Here is a 17644-nt window from a genome sequence, read left to right as displayed (position 1 = left end):
TAGCGAGAATTACTGGGTGAAGCTATGTCTTCGCAGCTGTCTCTCGGCGGGCGGGCGGTCGGCGACGGGGAACCCGCGTATCTAATCGCCGAGGCCGGTATCAACCACAACGGTAGTCTCGACCGGGCCAAACGGCTCGTCGACGCCGCCGCGGACGCCGGCGTCGACGCCGTGAAGTTTCAGAAGCGATCGCTCCCGGAAACCTACCGCGAGGACGTCGTCGAACGGCCCTCGCGGGCGGAGCTGGGCGTCGAGTACACCGTCTCGAACCTCAAGCGAGTCACGCTCTCGGACGCGGCGTTTCGGGAGCTCGCGGCCTACACCCGCGAGCAGTCCCTCGAGTTCCTCTGCTCGCCGTGGGACGAGGCCAGCGTCGACTTCCTCGAGACGCTCGACCTCCCCGCCTACAAGATCGGCTCGCCGGATCTGACGAACCTGTTTCTGCTCGAGCGCGTCCTCGAGACGGGCAAGCCGCTCGTGCTCTCGACCGGGATGGCCGAGGAGTCCGAGATCGACCGAACCGTCGACGTCCTCGAGGAGCGAGGCGCCGACTACGCGCTGTTGCACTGCCGGAGCACCTACCCCGCACCGTTTCACAACCTCGATCTCCGATTTATGGAGGAACTCGACGACCGCTACGATGTGCCCGTCGGCTACTCGGGTCACGAGCGCGGCACCGCCGTCTCGGCGGCGGCCGTCGGGATGGGCGCGACGATCCTCGAGCGCCACCTCACCCTCGACCGGGAGCTCGAGGGCCCCGACCACGACGCGAGCCTCGAACCCGACGAGTTCGCCGCCCTCGTCGAGGACGTCCGCGCCGTCGAGGCGAGCCGTGGCAGCCGCCGGCGGTATCTGACCCGTGGGGAGTACAACAACCGCGTCTCGCTGGCGAAGAGTCTCGTCACGACCCGCGCGGTCGACGCCGGCGAGACGATCGCTCGCGAGGACCTCACCGCGAAGAGCCCGGCGAAGGGGATCTCGCCCCAGGAGTACGAGGGGGTCGTCGGAGCGACGGCGTCCCGACCGATCGGGGTCGACGAGACCCTCCAGTGGGACGACCTCGATCGCAGCGTCGATGAGACGTACGATCCCGAGCTCGACGGCTGGGGCGTGGTCGTCCGCTTTTCGGATATCGACGATCACGACTGGGGCGAGCCCGACCTCTTCGAGTTCCGGGTCAACGGGGCGGATCTGGACGCCGAGTTCGATCTCGACACCTACCCCCAGGAGCTCGGCATCCACGCCCCCGAGCAGGTGGGTCACGGACTCGTCGATCCGAGTGCGACCGACGAGGCGGCCCGCGAACGGGCGGTCGAGATCGTCCAGCGGACGATCGACCTGACCCGCGAGGAGATCAGTCCCCGGTTCCCGGCGACCGAGCGACCGCCGATCGTCGTCCACCCCGGCGGGGTCACGCGGGACGCGATGCACCGCGAGGACGTCCCCGAGCTCAACGCGGCGCTCGAGCGGAGCCTCGACGAACTCGACGAGGACGGGGTCGAAGTCCTCGTCGAGAACATGCCTCCGCTGCCGTGGCTCTACGGGGGCCAACAGTACCACAACAACTTCATGGGCGCCGACGAGATCGCGGCGTTTTGCGAGCGGACGGGACGCCGGATCTGCTACGACACCTCCCACGCGAAGCTCTGGTGTAACTACGCGGGCGTGGACCTGGTCGAGCACGCCCGCGCCCTCCGGCCCTACACGGCGTACTTACACGTCGCCGACGCGGCCGGCGTCGACGGCGAGGGGCTCCAGATCGGCGACGGGGAGATCGACTTCGAGCGGCTCATGCCGGTCTACGAGGATTTCGACGGCCCGATCATCACCGAGATCTGGCGCGGCCACGAGCGCCGGGGCGCCGGGTTCAAGGAAGCCGCCCAGAGGTTGAGCGAGATTCGCCAGCACGTTCGGTAGCCCGTCTCGTTCCCGTTCGTCGAGCATCGCTTCCAACTGAGCCGACACATCAATGAGTAGACTTTAGGACGGGGTTTGTCGATAATCGCTATGGAGCGACGGACGTTCATCGCCGGAGTCAGCGTCGGTACGGGGAGTGTCCTCGCCGGGTGTACGGAGGACGACGGGTCCGAGGACGACACGGCGGACGAGACCGACGGGACCGCCAACAATGGGGAGTCGGAATCCGACGAGGAACCAGCGGACGGCGGGACCGAGTCGAGCGAGGACGAGGCGGACGACGGGACGGACGGGGATATTGACGACGACGAGGAGGCGGGCGACGAAGACGAGGACAGCCAGGAGGCGGATGGCGAAGAGGCGGACGGTGAGGCGACGGATGGCGAAGACGGAGACGACGAGGGGACAGACGACGAGGACAGCGAGGAGACGGACGACGAAGACACGGACGGCAGCGACGCCGAGGAGCCGCCGACCGCCGAGATCACTATTCGAGTCACCGACACGGCGGACGAACCGGTTTCAGGGGCCGAGATCGACGGCGAGGGCGAGCCACACGAGGCCGACATCCCCCTCGAGTTCGATACGGAGACCGACGAGGACGGCGTCGCCTCGACGCCGATCTACGAAAACGAGTACACGATCACGGTCGACCATCCCGACTACGACTCGGCGACGGTCGAGCACGTCCACGACGGCGAGACCGAACTCACGGTCGAACTCGAGGCCGAGGGGTACGAAACCGAGATCGTGAACGAAACGCCACTCGAGGTATCGGAGTTCGAGACGTACGACGGATACGGCGTTCGGGGCTGTAGAGTGGGTGTCCCGATCTCCCGCGAGGACGCCGACGAGGGCTACTTACAGTTCGATTACAGGTTCACCGCCTACGACGGCGCCGACGTGGTAGCCGAAACCGCCTCTCCCCAGAGCATCGACGCGGACAGTAGCAGGGATCTTTCGGCGCAGTTCGAGGATCTCGATCCGTGTACCGAGGCGACGCGGATCACGCTCGAACTGTGGAACGCCCAGGAGGTCGACCACGAGGACGGCGCCGTCGACGGGGAGATCACGACGACCCCGGAGGCGGAGGGAGTCTTCGTGGTCGAGGACCACGAGTTCGACGAGTCGGAGTGTCGCGTCAGCGCCGACACGGTAAACGACTCCGATGAACAGATAACGGGACTCATCGAGATCGTGATGTATGGCGCCGGTGTAACAGATGTCGACGGGGCACAGACGGAATCGAGCTCGTTCGACGTCGACCTCGAGCCGGGAGAGGAGCGCTCGTTCAACGCCGGGAGCCGCATCTGTGCCGAACTCGAATCGTACGAGCTGCGGCTCGACGTCGAGTAATGCGGCGCCTACCGCGTCTCGCGTCGAATCCGCTCGAGCGCGCTCGCGACGTTGTCGATCGCGTTCGGTTCGAAGAACCGCTCGACGTCCACGGTCGGGCTCGAGGCGTCGACGGCGAGCCGATCCGCGAGCTCGGACGGGGAGTCGACGACCGTGGCGGCTCCCTCCTCGACGAGCGGCCATAACTGGCTGACGCCGGCACAGTCGAGCAGGTACGTCTCGAGCCCGAAGTACAGCCCCTCGTAGATCGCCGTCGAGTAGACGCCGACCTGCGCGCGGGAGCGAGCGAACAGCTCGTAGAGGTCGGCGTCGGCGACGACGTCGACGTCGGAGTCGACCAGCCACGGGTAGTCCTCGCGCCAGCGGTCGTACTCGCCGGGGTGGAGCTTGTAGACGACGTCGTCGTCGACCAGCGCCTCGAGTTCGACCGCGAACCGGGAGAGCTCCGCCCCGATCGTCCCCTGGGAAACGAACAGGAGCTGGTCCTCGGTCCGCTCGTCGTACTCCGTCGCCTGCGCCTCGAGGTACGGGTAGCCGACGGGGTAGCACCGTTCCTCGGGAATCGGGAACTCGACCGTTCGTCCCCAGAACTCGCCGAACGTGAGGACGTAGTCGGGAAACGTCGTCTTCGGACGCTCGCCGGGGAATGCGTACCCGGCGTGGTAGGGGCTGATCACGCCGTGTTGGAGTTCGGCGACCGGGATCGAGAGCTCCTTGCAGACCTCGATCGCGGTCTCTCTGACGTAGCTGACGACGACGAGGACGAGGTCGGGATCGATCCGCTCGAACAGCCGACGGTAGAGCGGGCGCCGACAGCGTCGCGTCACCAGCTCGTTTCGAACCCGCTCGGCGAGATCGAGGTCGACGCCCAGTTCGGCTTCGAACGCGTCCGCGACGTCCTCGAGGAACCGCTCGTCGCCGTCGGTCAGTACCGTCGGCGCGGCGACCTTCCGGCGGAGATCCCCGCCGTACTTGACCAGATCGAGGTACCGGAGCGACTCCGTTTTGGCCGGCTTGCGGTGGGTGTGCTGGTGGGGCTTCTCGAGGCTGACGGAGTCGAGCTCGAGCGCCTCGAGGATCGGATCGGTGTAGAGATCCCACCACTGGCCGTCCTCGCGTTGCTTCCGGCGGCCGTGCCCGAGAACGGCGATCTCTCGCTGCGGCGAGAGGTAGGGGTTGCGAACGAAGAGGTTGCGCACGAGTCCGGAGAGCTTTCGAAGGCGGCCGTGCTGTAGCCCGACGTCGGCGTGGGCCTGCCCGAAGGCGGTCGTCTCGCGGACGACCGTCTTGTGGACCTCGAAGCGGACCCGTTCCCAGAACGGGACGCCGTCGATCCGACGGGAGAACAGGTCGAGCTCGGCCTCCAGCTCGAGAAACCGCTCGTGGACCGCTTGATACTCCATCGATTCAATGGGAACGCGCCGGAAGGAAAATACCTCGGTCCGGCGGCGGATCGCCCGCGGAGTGGGATCCGGGGACGGACGCCGCTTCTCAGGTATCGTCGCTACCTCGCGAGCGATTCCAGATCAGGATGGTCGGAGGCGCGACCGCGCTCGTAGACCCGATCACGGTACGCCATCCACTCGGCGTGGCGAACGAGGACGGCGACGGGGATCTCGGAGAGATCCAGGAGTTTGGCGATCGCGAGCCGGTGCATGCCGCCGACGTGGAGCAACTCGCCGTTCCGGCCGATATCGACGAGGATCTCCTCGCCCATCGCCGGCATGAACCCCGGTTCTCGGTCGCGCGGACCGAGCTCGCGCTGGGTTCGACAGCCCTCGGCCCGGAGGCTCTCGTAGAGCGCGTCGCAGTACGCACACCGTCGGAACACGTCCTCGCGGGAGGTGCAGTTCCGCCACGTCGACTTCCCCTCCTCGACGGACCGCAGCCGGCGCTGAATCCCGTCGATCTCCGCCCACGCCTTCCCCTCCTCGAACCGAGCGTGGAAGATCTGGTAGATCGGCCGCTCGCAGAACTCGTAGGGGAGCTTTGCGTCCGGATCGGGTCGGTCCCAGTCGCCGTCTTCGACGGCGCCGAACAGTCGCTCCTTGCTCCCCCAGGGTGGGTACTCGCGCATCGTCGTGTGCGTGATGCGCGACGGGTCGACGTACGTGATCTCGAACGGGTCGAGCGGCGCGGCGTACTCGTCGGTGTCGAACGACATCGCTCGTCTGTAGTACCGACGTCCGAGTCGCCAGCGGACCGGTTCGGGACAGCCCTCCCGTCCGAACACCGCGTAGCCGAGCCCGCGGACCGACAGCCACCGCAGTCCGTCGCGTCGGAACGTCCGATACCCTCGCCGAAGCGGCGACTCACTCATCACGCGCCGTTCGTCCGCACACCGGCAAAAGTCTTGAGGAGCAAGCAGCGTCCGAACCACCACGTTCGGCCCGCCTCGCCTCGTTTAGGGTCCGTCTCCGGCACACGTCGAACTCGAGAGGGAGTCCCCTCAGGGGTTCGTCGAGGATTCGACCACAGGGTGCGCTCGAGCCCGACCGGTCAGCCCTCGAGTTCGTCGTCAGCACCCGCACGACGGCGAAGCCACTCGAGGCCGAGCGCGCCGCCCGCGATTCCGGCCCCCGCGGTGAACCCCGGCATTCCCTCGGCGTCGTCCTCGAGGTCGTCGGCGTTGGCTCCGTTTCCGTTCGAAGCGGGTTCGGCTGTGTCGTCCGAGTCGTCCCCGTCGGACTCGGAGATACCGTTGCCGTCGTTCCCGCCTTCGTCCGTCGACTCGGATTCGGCTTCGCTCCCGTCGTCCTCGCTTCCGTCGGCTCCGTCGTCGGTCTCGTTTGTCTCCGTTCCGTCGTCTCGATCGTCGTCGCCGTCGGTCTCGTTGTCGTCGACCGCCGTCTCGTCGTCGCTATCGCCGACTGTCTCGTCACTATCGTCGGTATCGCCGTCGCTCCCGTCTTCGTCCGTCGTCTCTTCCTGGTCCGATTCGCCGTCCGTCCCCTCGTCGTCACCGGAGTCGCCGTTCGCCTCTTCGTCGTCGGAATCGCCGTTCGTCTCCTCGCTGTCATCGGGCTGGTGTTCGCTCCCGTCGTCGCGGTCCCGGTCGCCGGAGTCCGCGTCGTCCTCGCCATCGTCGCTGTCGTCGCGGTCCCGTCTCTCGTCGTCATCGCTGTTGTCGCCATCGTCGTCCCGACCGTCATCGTCAGCCGCGGATCGCCCTCGAAGCGCGACGAGTTCGCCGTCGCTGTCGACGTAGATCGCGTCCTCGGTGAGGGCCTGGATCGGTCCGATCGGTACCTCGTCGTCCGCGACCGACCACCGTTCGCCGCCGTCACTCGAGTCCAGCGCAAGGAGCCGTCGTCGTCCCTCCTCGCCGTCCGCAGCGATCGCGACGTACGCGGTATCGCCGCCAACAGCGGCCGAGCCGTAGGTGTCGTCGGCCTCGAGGGTCCACACGGTCCCGTCGTCCTCGAGCGAGCGGCCGCGGTACGCGTCGTCCGTCCGGGTGACGGCTACCGACTCGCCGAGCGCGACCTTGTCGTCGGATTCTGCCGTCCTCGTACCGAGAACCGAGCCCGTCCGCGCGTCGTACCGTCGCCGGTCGCCGTCCGAACCGGCTGCGGAGACGACGGCGGTCGCGTTCGCCTGGATCGTCGAGCCGCGAGCGGAGCCGTCGGACTCGCGGCGCCAGATCTCCTCGCCGGTGTCGGGATCGTACGCGAGCATCGTCCTTTCGGTCGCGGCGTAGACGACGCCGTTCGCCGCCGCGGTTCCGGCGACGAACCCGCTCCCGTCGCCGTCCTCGTCGATCGAGGCGACGTCCCACCGGACCGAGCCGTCCTCGGGCTCGAGCGCGTACAGCACCTCGTTGACGACGACGTAGACGCCGCCGTACGCGACCGTCTGCCAGGCGGCCGCCTCGTCCGTCCCGAAATCCGTTCGCCAGCGTACCCGCCCGTTCGATCGGTCCAGCGCGACGACCTCCGCTCCGGTGAGAAGCACCCGCTCGCCGTCGACCGAGGGCGCGGTCGCCGCGACGTCGGGGTTCTCCCAGACCAGTGCCCCGTCCGCGGCGTCGAGCGCGACGACGCCGTCGTCGATCGTCGCGTACACGGTCCCGTCGGCGACGGCGACCTCGTCGTGGTGGTCGATCGACCACGCCGCCTCGAGCGTCCCGCCCTCGAACTCGGGGCCGTCCGCGACGAACCTGGCGTGTCCGGCGCCGCCGCGGTGTGACGGCCAGCTCGCGTCCGAATTCGGGGTCGCCTCGAGATCGGGATTCGGGAGTTTTTCCCCCTGATCGACGCCGACGGCTCCCGCGGACGCGACCGTCCCCGCCGAGAGCGCCGCAACCGTCGTCAGTACCGATCGCCGGCTCCAATCGCTCATACGCTCTCATATTATGTAGTCTACAAATACTTTCAGGCTATACATCATTATCGTACTTGAACCTCGGCCGATGCAGCAAATCGGTAGAATCGAAGGGAGACACGTCGCTTTCCGGGACCGAGGGTTGGATCGTGAAAACGAGAGATGGCGATCGAGTTGCCGGGACATCGCCTGCAGGCTACTACAGCCCGGACTCGAGAAGCGGCCGCGGACGTGCGACACTGGTTGGACGTCGGACGGGACGTGACCGCAACGAACGTCACCGGTTCGTGGCGCCGGATTCGATACGTTTGATAGCCTGTACGCTGGTCGCCGCCTCGAGCGCGCCCGACGCGCGCTCGGCCGCGTCCTCGGTGTCGACCTCCCGGACCGCGGCTTTGACCTCCGGGACGGTGACCGCGCTCATGCTGAGTTCGTCCAGTCCCAGCCCGACGAGGAGCTCGGTCAGCTCGGGATCGCCGGCCATCTCCCCGCACATGCCGACCCAGGCGTCGTGCTCGTGGGCCGCCTCGACGGCTCGGGCGATAGCTCGCAACACGGCGGGGTGGCGCGGCTCCCGGAGCTCGGCGACGCGCTCGTTCTCGCGCGCTGCGGCCATAACGTACTGGGTGAGGTCGTTCGTCCCGATGCTAAGAAAGTCGACCTGCGCGGCGAGTTCGGGTGCGGTGAAGACGGCGCCGGGGGTCTCGATCATGACGCCGAGTTCGGGGATCGCGTAGTCGACGCCCTCCTCGTCGAGCGCGTCGGCGACCGCGCTCACGGTCTCGAGCGCGTCGGTCAGCTCCTCGGGCGTCGCGACGAGGGGGAACATGATCGCCAGCCGTCCCTCCCCGTCGACGGCCGCCCGGAGCAGCGCCCGGAGCTGCGTCTCGAAGAGGTCCGCGTCCGGGCCGAGCGAGCGTCGGATGCCGCGCTCCCCGAGAAACGGGTTCTCCTCGTCGGGCAGCTCGAGGTAGGGGATCGGTTTGTCGCCGCCGATATCGAGCGTTCGAACGACGACGCGGCCCTCCGGGAACGTCTCGAGGGCCTCGCGGTACGTCTCGTACTGCTCGTCCTCGTCGGGGGGTGCGTCGCGATCGAGGAAGAGGAACTCGGTTCGATAGAGTCCGACGCCGTCGGCGCCCCGGGCTTTCGCCGCCTCGAGTTCGGTCGGCCGACCGACGTTCGCGGCGACCTCGATGTCGACGCCGTCGGCGGTCGTCACCGGTTCCTCGCGGATCTCGACGTCGCGGGTGGCGCGTGCGGCCTCGCGGCGCTCGTCGCTCGGGCCGACGACCAGTTCGCCCGTCTCGCCGTCGACGACGACCGTTGCTCCCTCGGCGACGTCGCGCAGGTCGTCGCCGACGCCGACCACGGCCGGGAGCGCCAGCGATCGGGCGAAGATCGCGGCGTGAGAAGTTCGTCCCCCGGTCACGGTGGCGAAGCCGGCGACCCGATCGGGATCCAGCCGGGCGGTATCGCTCGGCGTGAGTCGCTCGGCGAGGACGACCGAACCCTCGGGTAGCTCGCCGAGGTCGACCCGATCGTCCCCGGCGAGGATCCGAACGAGTCGATCCCGGAGGTCCCGGAGGTCGTCGGCTCGCTCCGCCGTACGTCCGCCCATCCCCTCGAACTGCTCGATCGGATCGGCGAACGCCCGCTGGACGGCGTGCTCGACGGGGAGTCCGTCCTCGATCGCGCTCTCGACGCCGTCCTCGATCTGCGGGTCCGCGAGGAACTGGCGGTGTGCGTCGAAGACCTCGGCTTCCTGCTCGCCGACGCGCTCGGCGGTGCGTTCGCGTTCGGCCTCCAGCTCGGTCCGAGCGGTCTCGCGTGCGTCCGCGAACCGCCGGCGTTCGGCCTCGGGATCGACGGTCTCGTCCTCGGGATCCGGCAGGTCGGCGTCCGGGCTGTACCAGACGACGGTCCCGACGCCCGAGCGCGGCGTCGCGCCGGTGCCGGTGAGCGTGCGTTCGGCCATCGTCACTCCTCGGCGCCGGCGAGTTCGTCCTCGGGTGTGGTCAGGACGCGCTCGAGGGCGTCCAGCGTCGCCTCCTCGTCGGGACCGTCGGCGACGAGCCGAACGTCCTCGCCGGATTCGGCGCCGAGGCTCGTCACCGCGATCATGCTGCCCGCGGAAATCGGGTCGTCGTCGCCGTACGCGACCTGCACGTCCGAGTCATGCTCGTTGACCGTTTGGACGAACTTCGCGGCCGGACGGGCGTGCAGTCCCGCCTCGGGGACGATCGTCACGGTGCGTTCGCTGCTCATGTCGACACCTCCCTCGACACGGCCCGACCCCGAACCGAGGTCTCCGTGCCGGGACGCGTCGACCGGACTGTTGCATCGCGAGTCCCTCTCTCGAGGACCGTTCGCGGATTCGGCCGCTTCGGAACGTCGTCGAACGCGTCGGGCCCGTGATCGTGTCTGACGGTGGGCATCCCCTCGCCCCGTACGAACGGTATCTCGGTTGGTTGTCGCATTCGATGGAACGGAGTACGCAGTCGGGTTAAACAGTATCGTCCGTACCCATCTCGTACCGAACCACCCGCGACGGACTCGACCGGTAGCCGCGTTCGTCGGTTCGTCCGAGCGAAAGACGTACTGGTTTCCGGACACGTTGTTGGATGGGATATGCTCGCAGTTCTCGCGGCAGGCTTCCTGTTCGTGGCGGCAGTAGTCGTCTTCTTCCTGCCGAACTGGGCTATCAGCAGGTGGTAATCCGACCGTCGGAACGACCGCACGGAGTCGCGGTGACGGATCGAATCGGGCCACGCTACCGAAAGGAAACCGAGGGCCGGCCCCGAGCCGAAGACCCGGTTCGGCGACGCCCCCGACGCGGGAGCGCTCGTTCGGCCGTCCCGGTCCGATCGAATCCCGCTCATCAGCGCCATCGTAACCCTTAGAGCACATAATTTGTGTGAGAGGTGGTGCTTCACAGCATACGACGCACCAAATCGAACCCGAGAGGGCTCGAGACGCTTCCAGTGTGACCTGAAACAAGGGGTCGAGTCAGTGCCGGTACCGATCTTCTCAAATACCCAGTACGGCATTCATACTATAATAATACATTCTCTACTACGGCTCCCAATTAGTTTGGAAACGGGACTATGCCGGTTCACACTCTTGGTAGAATCAACTCATGACCTCGATCGTCAACCTCGAGATTTCGGGCGATGGGACCGGACTGGCGGAACTGTTCGACGCCGTCCCGTCGCTCACCTGCGAAGCGGAGGCCGCTATCGTCTCGAACGGATACGACCTGTGGCTTTCCGGAGCATCGCGATCGGAGCTCGAGGCGGGCCTCGAGGCGGCCTCGCCGATCGAGGAGTACACGCTAATCAACGGCAGCGAGGAGGAGTGGCTGTACAACGTTCGGTTCAGTTCGGAGACTACCGACCTCTTCGAGCTGGTTCTCGAGGAAGACGGCACCATCCTCGACGCCTCGGCCGTCGACGGCTCGTGGGTCCTCAACATTCGAGTCCAAGATCGAAGCGACGCGAGTTCGATCTACGACGAACTGGAGGATCGCGAGCTCGAGCCGACAATCATCCGTCTCTACGAAACGGATAACGGCAACCGCTCGCAGGCGGGGCTCACGGAGCGACAGTACGAGACCCTGGTCGCGGCCGCGAACCACGGCTACTTCGAGATCCCGCGGGAGGTTTCGATGCAGGAGCTCTCCGAGGAGCTCGAGGTCTCCCACCAGGCGCTCTCCGAGCGACTCCGCCGCGCGTACCGGTCGCTGGTTACCTCGGAGCTCGACGTCACGACGGAGGAAGCAGAGCCCACGCCCTCGTCGACGCTCTCGGACTAACCGCCGGCGGATCGAGGTCCCGCGTTCACTCGGAGTCGGCAACCCTGCAAATGGAACCCGAGAACTGATTTCGATAGCCCCGCTTACCGCGGACAATGCAAAAGCGGTGTCTGAACTGTAACTGGGAGATTCGCAGCGCAGAGAGACAGCCGAAAGAGGAGCGAACGCGTGAAACGATCGATCACTTCACCGAGACGGGACACACGATCGTGACGCTCTCCGAGCCGAACACGTTCCGACCGGCCGAGTTAATTCCGTCCGATTAGCGAACCGTCGCGCCCGAGACGGAGACTCCGTGATCAGCCCTCGAGATCGTTCTCTACGTTTGCGCGCCGGCGCAGCCACTCGAGACCGAGCGCGCCGCCGGCGATCCCGGCACCGGCCGTGAATCCGGGCATCCCGTCGGCGTCGTCGCCGTCGTCCTCACTGGTCTCGTTGCTCGCATCGTCGCCATTGCCGTCGTCACTACCATCGTCATCCTCGAGCCCACCGTTCTCGTCGCCATCCGACTGATTGCTGTCGGACTCGTTGCCGGTACTTTCGTTCCCCTCGGAGTCGTTGCCGTCGTCCTCGTCCGGTTCGTACTCCTCGTCGTCGCCGTTCGTGTCGTTCCCGTCGTCAGTTTCGTCGCCCTCCTCGTCGTCGCCGCTCTCCTCCCAGTCGGTCGGTCGGATCGCGACGAGATCCTGCCCCCGCTGTGCGTAAACCGTCCCGTTCTCGACCGCGAGAAACCCGGCGTCGGCGCCGTCGGTCCAGCGCTCGTCGTCATCGAACTCGTACGCCCAGCTCTCGCTGCCGTCCTCGAGGTCGAGGCCGAGGATCGCGTCGTCGTCGGCTTCGGGATCCGGGCTCGAGTGTGTGACGACGACGGTGTCGCCGACGATCACCGGGAGCCCGTACGTGTACGACCCGCTGTGGGTCCACCCGGTCGTCCGCCCGGAGTCGTCGAGCGCGACGGCCTGGAGATCGTACCGCCCCTGCGTGACCGCCACGCCGTCGTCGATCGACAGCACGTAGGCGTCGCTGAGCTTCTCCTCGGTCTCTCGTTGCTCCGCGTCGAACGTGTAGACGCTCTCGAGGCTGTTGTTCTGAACGAGAAGCGTTCCGTCGGCAGCTGCGAGACTACCCGTGCCGGCGTCGACGGGGCCGCTCCATCGCGTCTCGCCCGTCGCGGGCTCGAGTTCGACCAGCCCGTCCTGCCCGGCTCCCTCGAGGACCGCCCAGACCGCGTCGTCCGTCGCGACGACCTGGCTCTGGTGGGTCTGGAACGCCATCGGTCCGCCGCCGTAGCCGTCGACGTCGACGGACTCGCGCTCCCAGCGAAGCGAGCCGTCGGTCGAATCGAACGCGTACAACGCTCCCTCCGAAAGGACGTACGCGGTCCCGAACGCGACGAGCGGTGCCGATACCGAGTTGTCGCCCACCGTCGTCGACCACTCCTTGCTCCCCGTTTCCGCTTCGAGTGCGACCAGTTCCTCGCCGCCGACGTAGACGGTGTCGTCCGCGACGGTCACGGTCGGACTCTGCCCGCCGATCGCCGTCTCCCACTCGAGCGAGCCGTCGGCCGCATCGAGCGCGCGAACCTCGTCGCCAGCGAGGTAGACGGTTCCATCGACAACGGCGGGTTCGCCGCCTCCCTCGTCCCGCCAGGCGACGGTGTCTGGCGCCTCGAGTGCGTTCGCGTCCGCGCGACGGGCGTTCCCGGGACCGCCATCGACCGACGACCAGCCGTCGCTTTCCCCCATCGTCGGTAGGTCGTCGGTACGTTTGGGCTTCGCCGTCGCGACACCCGTTCCGACCGCGATGATCGCGCCGGTCGCGAGCACGGATCGCCGGTTCCAGTTTTCCATACCCGTTCGAATCCGGAGCGGGCGCATTACTATCGACCGTATATATCAGAATTGCTTACTCTACAACTGTGTTAACCATCGGGCTACTGACCCTCGCGTACGTCGACGTTCTCGAGGACGGGATCGCGATCGCCGCCGATCGGGTCCCGGTGGACCGCTTCGATCACCCCGTCGGCGAGTTCGACGTCCGGACGGGCGATCCGGGCCGACGGAACGGAATCGCCGTCGTCGGTCGTCGTGACCGCGCTGGCGTCCTCGAGGACGAAGTTCTCGATTCGGATGCCGGCGGGATCGGTCTCCGACGTGGCCGTACAGCGAAGCGTCGGCGACGGCGCGTCGGCACCGGTCGCGACGTCGAGATCGGTGATCACGCCACCGTCGGCGCCGCTGTTGACCCGGACGACGTCGTTTCCCGCGTCCGGCGCAGCGATCGTGATGCGTTCGGCGACGGGACGGCCGCCGTTCAGCCAGAGGCCGGCCCCAGGGTAGCGCTGATCGGAGCCTCGATCGAGGACGATCCTGCAGTCCCGAACCGCGTCGTTGATACCCGGGCGGACGTTCCCGTTCCCGCAGTTCGCGGCGACACACTCCTCGAGGACGTTCTCGCCCGGCGAGTTCGCCGTGTAGAACCCGTTGTCGACGTAGCCGGCGACGAAACACCGCTGCCAGACGTTGCGTCCCTCGTGAGGCGGATCGGCGCTGAACCCGATCTCGTGGCCGACCGACCCCTCCTCGGCGTCGGCGACCGCGCCGTCGGGCAGGGAGACGTTTCGGACGAGACTCTCGGCGTCGGCGTCCCAGGTGTTGACCAGGAGCGTATAGCGATCGCCACCGTCGGGGCCGTGGCGCCACCGGGTGCCGACGAGTTCGACGTTGTCGATCACCGCGCGTCCGACGTTCGCGAGGATTAGCCCGCAGTCCCGGCTTTCGGCGTCCGCGATGTCGACGTCGACGTTCCTGACGACGACCTTCTGTGGCGGATCCGAGGCGTCCCACTCGCCGAACTCGAAGGCGGCGTCGGGCTCGTGGGATCGCACCTCGAGGGAGGCCCGGGGGTCGCCGCGGATCTCGACGTACTCGATCGGCTGCGAGAGGGCGAGCCCCGAAGACCAGTCGTAGCTCCCCGCCGGGAGGACGAACGCGACGGGTTCGGTCCCGGTCCCGACGTACGCCCGGATCTCGGCGGCGAGATCGCCGTCGTGGTCGATCGCGTCGCTCTCGACGACGTCGACCGTTTCGGTCGCCGCGGGTCTGTCGAAATCGGCGTCCGCGACCGGGTCGTACGGGGTTTCGAGCGGGGCGATCGCCGCGACGTTGTACCGGTACGCGTCACTGGTCGCCCCGTCGCGGGAGTAGACGCCCGCGACGGCCGCGAGTCGCTCGCCCTCGACGGGATACTCGACCTCGGCGCGCCCGCGCGTGTACTCGCGGTCCGCCCCGGCGTCGATCAGCACGTCGTACTGCTGGCCGGCCGAAAGCGGCGTCCGGAACGCGAACGCGTCGCCGGCCGCGAGCGTCCCGATCGTCTGGCGCTCGAGGACGGTCCCCTCGTGGACGAGGCGGGCTCGAAGCTGTTCCTCGAGCGTTTCGGACAGTCGGCAGACGAGCCCCTGCAGGTCCTCGCGGGGCTCGATTCGGACCCCGTTCGGGTTATCGATTCGACCCGCGCCGCGCTCGTCTGGAAGGGAGTGATCCTCGCCGAGTTCCAGCGCGTCCTCGAGCCGGTCGAAAGCGGCCTCGTCGTTCCGACCGAACAGCGCGTCGGCGGTCACGTCCGGCGGGCCGTCCATCGGTCGGACGAACGCACGCGAGGCGATGCTTCGAGACGGACTGTCGGTCCTGTGTAGTGCATGCTCCGGAGTACCAGCCCCGGGCTCAAATACCGTCACCCGTCACTCGCGTCGAGGGTCGGCTGCAAGCGAGAGTTCGAGACCAAACCCGGCGTTAACTGGTTACTAAGCTGTCACCACGGAGTTGGTACCAACCCGATCGTCACCGTGAGACCCCAGGCGTTGACGAGGAGATGCATCAGCCACGGCGCGACGAGACTGTCGTACCACAGCCGAAGCGCCGTCAGTACGACGCCGAGCGCGCCAGTGATGGCGATGCTGACCGCGCCGGCCACGAAGACGTGGACGAGCGCGAACAGCGTGACTGACAGGACGCTCGCAGTCACCACACCGTACCCGCGTGCGAGGAAGTGACCGAGAGCCAGTCCGCGGAGCAGGATCTCCTCGGCGACCGGGGCGATCACGAGCGACGTCAGAACCAGGGCCGCGATCCCGGCGGTGCTCCTCACCGGAGCGCGGGCGTGGGGGTCGAGACCGACCGCCGTCGCGGCGACGTTCCCGACGATGACGATCCCGACCCCGACGGCTGTAGCCACTACTGCAACGCCGAGTTCCTGCGGCGTCGGGGAGCGGACGACCGCGGCCGCCCGCCAGGTCGTCCGGTCCCACCGCCAGTACAGCCCGGCAACGACGGCGACGTACGCTGCACCGAGTGGCACCAGTGACGTCCAGTCCGGCCAGCCAGGATCCGCACCCCGGTGGGCGGCGATCCCGATGGTCAGCACGAGCGCAGCGGTCAGGATCGCCACCAGCGGGAGGAAGGTCGCACGGAGAAGGGAGCAGTCCGCCAGCGGCTCGACCGTCTCCTCGAGGCGACGCCGTCGGCGGATCAGGTCCTCTCCAGTCGGTTGTCGGTCGGCGCTCGAGTCCGTTTCGGTACCCACACCTCCTTGTATGCGATCCGGCAGCAAACTGACATCCTCCCCGTCGTGAACGACGGGGTTTCCTCTCCGACGTGGGAGTCTCAGACAGTCTGAGATTCCCCGGAGGCAACATTCCCGTCACGGTGGACGGTACTCGGGTCTGTGCGCTGTTCTTTGGGACGATGAGAGCGTGGTGACTCCGACCAATCATGGTCGTCCCACTCGAACCGCACGGGCCGTGCCATCGGCCTGACTGCCTGTTCTGTGTGCCGTCTCAGGAACGTTTCTGACGCTGTGAGATCGGCGTGCCCCTCGAATCCACACGGGCAGGTGAGCGTGTCCTGATTCCTTGTCGTTCGGTCTGTTGAACCGCACTGCGGGCACTCTTGACTGGTCCACGCTTCCGACCGAACTTCAACCGAGATGCCGTATTCCTCGGCGGTACAGGCCAGTCGCTCGGTGAATTGCTTGAACGCCCAGAAGTTGTGCGTTTTCGCGTTGGTTTCGACCGACCAGTGCGTCCCGAGGATGTCGGTCAAGCCACCGATATACACAGTATCCACGCCTTCGGCGTACAACCGTTCGACCAGGTCACGACACAACGCTTCCTGAGCGTGGTCGCGGCGGCGAGTTCGTTTCCGGTACAGCCGCCGGATACGCTCGCTACTGTATCGGCCTTCCCGCAACTTGGACTGTAACCGGGCGATTTCTCGGGTCGTCTCGCGGAACCTGTGAAACAGCTCGCGGCCTTCGTACAGGTATTGCTCGCCGGTCGTCGTGGTACAGGCGACGAGATTGTTTGCACCAATATCCAGAGCGGCCTTCTCGTCGGCCAGTGGAGCGTCCCGTGTTTCGTCAGAAACAGTCACGGGTTGTGAAGCTCGGAAGGTACTGTCTGTCTCGTCGTACCACAGGTCAAGTCGGCCCTGTTTCTCGTACTCGGGCCAGCTCGGGTTGCCAGTGATTTCGAGCCGGAGTCGTCCGGTGTGGTCGTAGCGGTCTTTCAGTTCACTTCCAACCAGTATTTCGAGTCGGGAGCGGTCGCCCCATTCGACGGTGTACGACGTGTTGCGGATGACGGTCTTGAGTTGCCGTCCATCGTCTTCATTACCACGGAATCCCGGCGGTTCCGGGTGTTCAGTAACCGATGTGTTTGACTCGTCGTGGTACTGGTCTTTCAGGCGGAAGAACCCGCGCCACGCTTCGCTGTTTTTCCGTATCACCTGTTGGGCAGTGGACGCACCGAGAACGCCTTTGTATCGGCCTTCGAGTCGCCCGGTGTCCGCGTCCCATACGTCGCCCTCGAAGCCGTCCTCGTCGTTGTACCGCATGAGTCGCTGATAGTTGACTTCGTTCCAGAGAGCGGCGGAAGCGTCCAACAGATCGCGTAGCAGTTGCTCTCCGGTTTCGGAAAGCGGGCGGACTGCGAACGTGTTGGTACGCTTCACGACAACAGACATTTGTGCCCCTATGTCTAAATGTCTTTTGGACACAGATGAGACCGAACATCGACATCTCACATACTCTAAACGGGAGGGTGAAAGATTATGCCGAGCAACAGGATCAAACCCTCGAAGAAGCGTACCGAGAAGTTATCGAAGCAGGCCTTGATTCGTTGGAGACTCAAGAGCAGCAGTAACTCGGTGGTTTCTCACCGGAGCTTACGCGATT

Annotated in this window: 12 protein-coding genes; 3 read left to right on the top strand and 9 right to left on the bottom strand. The window is 66.6% G+C overall.

The window, feature by feature from the left end; translation table 11 throughout:
* Nucleotides 1–24: 24 nt before the first annotated feature.
* Entirely contained in the window at nt 25–1917 is a 1893-nt protein-coding gene (locus ACFEMD_RS06625; RefSeq protein WP_394740192.1) for an N-acetylneuraminate synthase family protein, read from the top strand.
* Nucleotides 1918–2007: 90 nt separating this feature from the next.
* Nucleotides 2008–3273, top strand: a complete 1266-nt coding sequence (locus tag ACFEMD_RS06620) for a carboxypeptidase-like regulatory domain-containing protein (RefSeq protein ID WP_394740191.1) — start codon at nt 2008–2010, stop codon at nt 3271–3273.
* An 8-nt stretch (nt 3274–3281) separates the two neighbouring features.
* Here the strand turns inward: ACFEMD_RS06620 and ACFEMD_RS06615 are convergent, their stop codons facing one another.
* From ACFEMD_RS06615 to ACFEMD_RS06595, 5 genes are all read right to left on the bottom strand, one after another.
* Entirely contained in the window at nt 3282–4676 is a 1395-nt protein-coding gene (locus ACFEMD_RS06615; protein ID WP_394740190.1) for a hypothetical protein, read from the bottom strand.
* 101 nt (nt 4677–4777) lie between these two features.
* Nucleotides 4778–5593 carry a hypothetical protein gene (locus ACFEMD_RS06610; protein ID WP_394740188.1) on the bottom strand — a complete coding sequence of 272 codons (816 nt, stop codon included), beginning with the start codon at nt 5591–5593 and terminating at the stop codon, nt 4778–4780.
* 179 nt (nt 5594–5772) lie between these two features.
* Nucleotides 5773–7614 (bottom strand): outer membrane protein assembly factor BamB family protein, encoded by a 1842-nt coding sequence (locus tag ACFEMD_RS06605; protein ID WP_394740186.1) that lies wholly within the window; start codon nt 7612–7614, stop codon nt 5773–5775.
* A gap of 259 nt (nt 7615–7873) precedes the next feature.
* Nucleotides 7874–9574, bottom strand: coding sequence for a phosphoenolpyruvate--protein phosphotransferase (gene ptsP / locus ACFEMD_RS06600; protein WP_394740185.1), 1701 nt, complete (start codon nt 9572–9574; stop codon nt 7874–7876).
* Between the two features lie 2 nt (nt 9575–9576).
* Entirely contained in the window at nt 9577–9864 is a 288-nt protein-coding gene (locus tag ACFEMD_RS06595; RefSeq protein WP_394740184.1) for an HPr family phosphocarrier protein, read from the bottom strand.
* 871 nt (nt 9865–10735) lie between these two features.
* On the opposite strand from ACFEMD_RS06595, the gene ACFEMD_RS06590 reads away from it, so the two are divergent.
* A complete protein-coding gene (locus ACFEMD_RS06590) occupies nt 10736–11410 on the top strand; it encodes a helix-turn-helix domain-containing protein (RefSeq protein ID WP_005558310.1) in 675 nt (224 codons plus the stop codon).
* Between the two features lie 299 nt (nt 11411–11709).
* Here the strand turns inward: ACFEMD_RS06590 and ACFEMD_RS06585 are convergent, their stop codons facing one another.
* The 4 genes from ACFEMD_RS06585 to ACFEMD_RS06570 all read right to left on the bottom strand — a co-directional run bounded on the left by ACFEMD_RS06585 (nt 11710) and on the right by ACFEMD_RS06570 (nt 17421).
* Nucleotides 11710–13260: an outer membrane protein assembly factor BamB family protein gene (locus ACFEMD_RS06585; RefSeq protein WP_394740182.1), complete on the bottom strand. Its 1551-nt coding sequence runs from the start codon at nt 13258–13260 to the stop codon at nt 11710–11712.
* An 83-nt stretch (nt 13261–13343) separates the two neighbouring features.
* Nucleotides 13344–15050 (bottom strand): hypothetical protein, encoded by a 1707-nt coding sequence (locus ACFEMD_RS06580; protein ID WP_394740181.1) that lies wholly within the window; start codon nt 15048–15050, stop codon nt 13344–13346.
* Between the two features lie 173 nt (nt 15051–15223).
* Nucleotides 15224–15994 carry a CPBP family intramembrane glutamic endopeptidase gene (locus ACFEMD_RS06575; protein ID WP_394740180.1) on the bottom strand — a complete coding sequence of 257 codons (771 nt, stop codon included), beginning with the start codon at nt 15992–15994 and terminating at the stop codon, nt 15224–15226.
* 80 nt (nt 15995–16074) lie between these two features.
* Complete coding sequence (locus ACFEMD_RS06570) at nt 16075–17421, bottom strand: RNA-guided endonuclease InsQ/TnpB family protein (RefSeq protein WP_394740504.1); 1347 nt, start codon at nt 17419–17421, stop codon at nt 16075–16077.
* Between the last annotated feature and the right edge of the window lie 223 nt (nt 17422–17644).

This window comes from Natronococcus roseus, assembly GCF_043677095.1.
In the GTDB taxonomy this organism is placed as follows: Archaea; Halobacteriota; Halobacteria; order Halobacteriales; family Natrialbaceae; genus Natronococcus; species Natronococcus roseus.
The sequence above is the reverse complement of the archived record's forward strand: the minus strand, read 5'-3'. Positions and strand labels throughout refer to the sequence as shown.